This window comes from Halobacillus sp. BBL2006, assembly GCF_000786645.1.
Lineage (GTDB): Bacteria > Bacillota > Bacilli > Bacillales > Halobacillaceae > Halobacillus.
Genome location: NZ_JRNX01000610.1, coordinates 1 through 4747, shown reverse-complemented (window position 1 = coordinate 4747; position 4747 = coordinate 1). Strand labels below are relative to the sequence as shown.

The following is a 4747-nucleotide window of genomic DNA, read 5'->3' as shown; positions in this document are numbered from 1 at the left end:
TTTTACTGAGTTAGAAAACCAAGCTGACAAATTGATGAGCCTTAATCATGATATACAACTGAAAAATCAAACCCTGGAGCAAACGCTGCATAACCACAATCAACTGATGGAAATGGCGATTGAACAACAAGGAATGAACCCGATCATCTCTTTCATCGGCGAACGGTTACATACATCCGTTTTCTTATATGATGAATTCAGGCAACTCCATTCTTCTATAGTAAAAGGTGACATGCCTTTTGATGGATCCATTCCTCCATTTTTAGAAACCATGACCCCTGACCGTGTACAGGCGGTACACTTGGAAAAGTACAATGTTTTAGTCGTTCCTATTGTCACCAGAATGGAAGCCAGAGGGTTCCTGGTCGTATTAACAAACCATTGGCCACTGAACCACATGGAAAAAATGTTGATCGAAGAAGCCCAAAACATTATAGCCATTGAGCTCTTAAAGCAAGAAGCCATCTATGAAACCAAACAAAGGATTCAGGGTGAGTTTCTAGAGGACATCCAAGGAAAAGTAGATATTAATGTACTGATCGACCAAGCTAAACTACTCGGTTTGAGCGAAAGCCAGACGTACTTGTTTTTCGGTGTACATTTTGATCATACAAATCAGGATTATGATTGGAACGTAAAAGAGACGAAGAGTTTACACCATCGTGTAGAGAGGTTTATCGCCAATCATTTCAACAGCAGTATCATCTTTAACAGGATTAACGGGTTAAGAGGGATGATCGGCTTTCCGCCAGAGGTGAAAGAAGAATCTGTTCGTCACCAGATGAATCATTTTATAGACCAGCTTGATCATTATTTAAGGAAATATTTTAAAGAAAGGACTTTCTCTTATGCAACTGGGCGATTGACACCATTAGAAGAAATCAGAAAGTCGTATAAAGATGTCTGGTACTGTATTGAAATATTTAATCGCCATAAGCGCCCTAACCAACGGATGACCTACCGGGAAGTAGGTGTTGCGAAAATGATGATGAACAATACAGAAGATGAACTGTATCAATTTGTCATCGATCATGTGAAACCATTGATGGACTATACGAGACAAAACAAACGTGATCTCTTAGAAACGCTGGAAAAGTATTTATTCAATCATCAGCATTTAAGAGAAGTAGCAAAAGAACTCCACCTTCACAGCAATACCCTGAACTATCGATTAAAAAGGTTGAGCGAGATCTTAGATGCAGATATCCGCGATGCCGAAGTCATTTTTCACTTGAGGATGGCCTGGGACATTATGAACCTGCTTGGTACCAACAAAGAGTGGCTCTATCGTGCATAAAAACCCCCTACAATGATTGAATATTCATGCTATTTGTTTAAAATTCAAAAAATAGACTAAAAATTTGTTTGATACCACAATAAATTAGTCAATGAAGTCCGATACAATATATTTAAATATTCAAAAAATACAAATAAGGGGTGCATTAGATGAAAAGGTTGATTTTTCTATTGATGACACTAGTTCTTTTTCTAGCCGCATGTGGTGGAGGAAATGACTCTGCTTCAAACGGTGAAGATGGAGAATTTAAAGAAAGAACATGGAAAATCGGTTTTAACACTGTAGAAGGATCGGTTCGAGACGTAGCGGCTAAAAAGTTCAAAGAAGTCGTTGAATCTGAAACCGATGGTGCAGTAACGGTAGAGATCTATCCAAACGAAGAATTAGGCAGCGCGCAAGAAATGATCGAATCAGTTAAAGTCGGTGCTCTGGATATGCAAATTGCAGGGGCGAACATGATGGCCAACACGATTCCTGAATACGCCACCCTCTCTCTTCCATTCTTAGTCAAAGACTTCGACGAAGCTCATGCGGTTTTAGATAGCGAAATTGGTGACAAGCTGAAAGCCATGGGAGAAGACCAGGGAATCAAAGTCCTATCTGATGTTGAACTTGGTTTTGCTCAAATTACAAATAACGTACACCCAATCAACAAACCAGAAGATCTAGAAGGATTAAAAATGCGTTCACCAAATGATAAAAGCTTAATTGAAACTTTCAAAGCATTGGGCAGCTCTGTTTCCACTATGCCTTTTACAGAAGTATATCTAGCTCTTTCCCAAGGGGTCGTGGATGGACAGTTCAACCCGCTTGATGCGATTTATGAAACGAAATTCCATGAGGTCCAGGACCATTTGGCCCTTCTTAACCTCACCTATTACTACTCCTATTTCATCATGAACCAGGGAGCTTTCGATGGCTTAGAACCTGAGCTTCAAGAGATCGTACAAAATGCTGCGAATGAAGCAAGAGATGCTTCTTATGAATTTACAGCGAATAAAGATGAGGAAATGTTGAAAAAAATGAAAGATTCCTTTGTTGAAATCACAGAGCCTGACGTAGCTCCATTCCAAGAGAAAGTGAAACCTGTTTATACAAAAATGGAAGATGTGATCGATCCAGAAATCATAAAAGAAACGGAAACTTTCTTAAAAGAGTATCGCGCAGAACAATAACAAAGGAAATCAGCGAGTATCTCACCTTCTCGCTGATTTTCTCATTAATGGAGAAAGTTGGTGAATGAAATGCTAGACAAAATCACAGCGAGGTTCGTTAAGCTTACAGAGATCATCGCCATTCTTCTAATGGTTTTACTGACTCTAGTAGTGTTCGCAGAAGTTCTGTCCAGGTACGTGTTTAACTATCCAATTTCTTTCTCGACAGAGCTCACTCAGCTCTTCTTTCCCTGGATGATTTTTCTTGGGACAGTTGCTGTAACTAAAAACGAAGAACATTTAAAAATTACTGTACTGCAGGAGAGATTCGGCCGAGGAGTTCAGTTGATTCTTCAACTATTCGCCAAGGTTGTTATGTTGCTATTCTCTATTTATATGGTATATGCCAGTTATCTTCTGGCCCAAGCCGTTCGGCTACAACCATTACCGATGCTGCAAATCTCTAAGTCATGGTTATACGTTTCGGTAACGGTATCATTTACCATCGTAGCTCTATTGCTAGTCCTTCAAATTATTTTATTAATTAGTCGAAGAAAAATATGGATGGAAGGAGGAGAAATCCAGTGATAACCATTATGATCATTAGTTTTTTCGTTATGCTTTTGCTCGGGGTTCCAATTGCTTTTTCTATGGGGGCATCAGCCATTCTCTTCTTTATAGTCGATGGAATTCCTATAGAGTTAGCCGCACAGCGCTTCTTTTCTAACTCCCAGTCCTTTGCTTTTCTAGCTATCCCCTTCTTCATTCTTGCAGGGAACTTAATGATCCACGGGAATATTGCTCAGCGAATCATTAAAGTAGCAGACTCTATGGTTCGTCAACTACCTGGCGGCCTGGGGTGCGTCTCGGTTATTACGAGTATGGGAATGGCCGGAGTCTCCGGTTCTTCCGTAGCCGATGCCGCCTCTACGGGAAGTGTTTTAATTCCTTCTATGAAAAAGAAAGGATACTCTTCCTCCTTCTCTGCTGCCATCAATGCCTCAAGTTCTGTCGTCGGTATTATCATTCCACCGAGCAGTACGATGATTATCATTGCCTGGTTAGCAAATTTATCTGTTGCTCAAATGTTCCTGGCAGGGGTTATACCAGGAGTTCTAATCGGATTAGCCTACTTGATTACTACAGTTATCATCTCGGTTAAACGTGGGTATCCGAGGGAGTCTATGCCCTCTTTCAAAGAATTTTTCATAAGTTTATTCAAAGCATTCTGGGCTCTTGTGCTGCCAGTTTTCTTAATTGGAGCGATCGTCTTAGGAATCGCAACCGTTACAGAAGCCGCTGCACTTGCCGCCATCTATGCTTTTCTAATTGGAAAATTCGTTTATAAATCCTTGACGCTGAAGGGAATCTACCAATCATTGAAAGAAACCGTCTATGGGACTACGGTCGTTATGCTGATGATTTGTACCTCGATGATCTTTACGTATGCCCTTATTTCCGAAGGAATCCCTGATCTGATTTCGAACTGGATTCTAAGTCTCGGGCTATCCAATGCTATGGTCATTTTGTTAATGATCATCATTATGCTTGCAGCTGGAATGGTTATGGAGCTCGTTCCTAACCTATTCATATTCATTCCGGTATTCTTCCCGATTGCTACAGGTGTCGGCATGGATCCCATTCATTTTTCGATCGTCATGCTCTGCTCATTCGCTTTAGGGTTATTCACACCTCCAGTAGGTTCAACCCTATTTATTTCTTGCCACATCGCTAAAGTGAAAATCGAGAATACAATTAAAGACATCTTTCCATTTTTCATTACAGGAATTATAGCGATTCTATTAATTGCCTATATCCCAGGTTTGACTTTATGGATTCCTAGTTTATTTGAATAAGAGAGGAGGAGCATTATGTATGAAAAAATGATAGAACAAGCAGAAAAAGAATACCCTCAGATGGTCGAGTGGCGGCGTCATTTTCACCAGTATCCTGAGCTATCCTTCCATGAAGAAGAAACGCCGAAGAAAATAGCTTCGTTCCTTCGTGATCTTGGGGTGGAAGATGTAAAAGAAGCGTTTGGCGGACGTGGAGTCGTCGCAAAAATATATGGGGAACAGCCAGGAAAAACGATTGCCCTAAGAGCAGATTTTGATGCCCTTCCGATTCAGGATACGAAGGACGTCGAGTATAAATCTAAAATTCCAGGTGTTTCACATGCTTGCGGTCACGATGCGCACACCTCAATTTTGCTCCATACGGCCAAAATACTGCACCAGAACCGTGAACACTTAGAAGGCACCATCGTGCTCATCCATCAGTTTGCTGAAGAACAAAC

The 4747-nt window shown here is 40.7% G+C and carries 5 protein-coding genes; all 5 read left to right on the top strand.

Annotated features, from left to right (window positions below; genetic code table 11):
• Positions 1–1297 (top strand): CdaR family transcriptional regulator (locus LD39_RS16910; RefSeq protein ID WP_231572601.1); only part of this gene is annotated, 1297 nt, incomplete at its 5' end.
• Between the two features lie 149 nt (positions 1298–1446).
• Positions 1447–2472 carry a TRAP transporter substrate-binding protein gene (locus LD39_RS16905; RefSeq protein WP_035550279.1) on the top strand — a complete coding sequence of 342 codons (1026 nt, stop codon included), beginning with the start codon at positions 1447–1449 and terminating at the stop codon, positions 2470–2472.
• Between the two features lie 69 nt (positions 2473–2541).
• On the top strand, positions 2542–3039 hold the full coding sequence (locus LD39_RS16900; RefSeq protein ID WP_231572602.1) for a TRAP transporter small permease: 498 nt from the start codon (positions 2542–2544) through the stop codon (positions 3037–3039).
• Complete coding sequence (locus LD39_RS16895; protein ID WP_052158925.1) at positions 3036–4307, top strand: TRAP transporter large permease; 1272 nt, start codon at positions 3036–3038, stop codon at positions 4305–4307. Before LD39_RS16900 ends, LD39_RS16895 begins: the two co-directional genes overlap by 4 nt.
• 15 nt (positions 4308–4322) lie before the next feature.
• The coding region (locus LD39_RS16890; protein ID WP_035550273.1) for an amidohydrolase at positions 4323–4747 on the top strand (425 nt) is incomplete at its 3' end.

What these genes read in the sequence shown, in the direction of transcription:
- LD39_RS16905 (WP_035550279.1), top strand. Translation starts at nt 1,447, where the DNA reads ATGAAAAGGTTGATTTTTCTATTGATGACACTAGTTCTTTTTCTAGCC.
- LD39_RS16900 (WP_231572602.1), top strand. Translation starts at nt 2,542, where the DNA reads ATGCTAGACAAAATCACAGCGAGGTTCGTTAAGCTTACAGAGATCATC.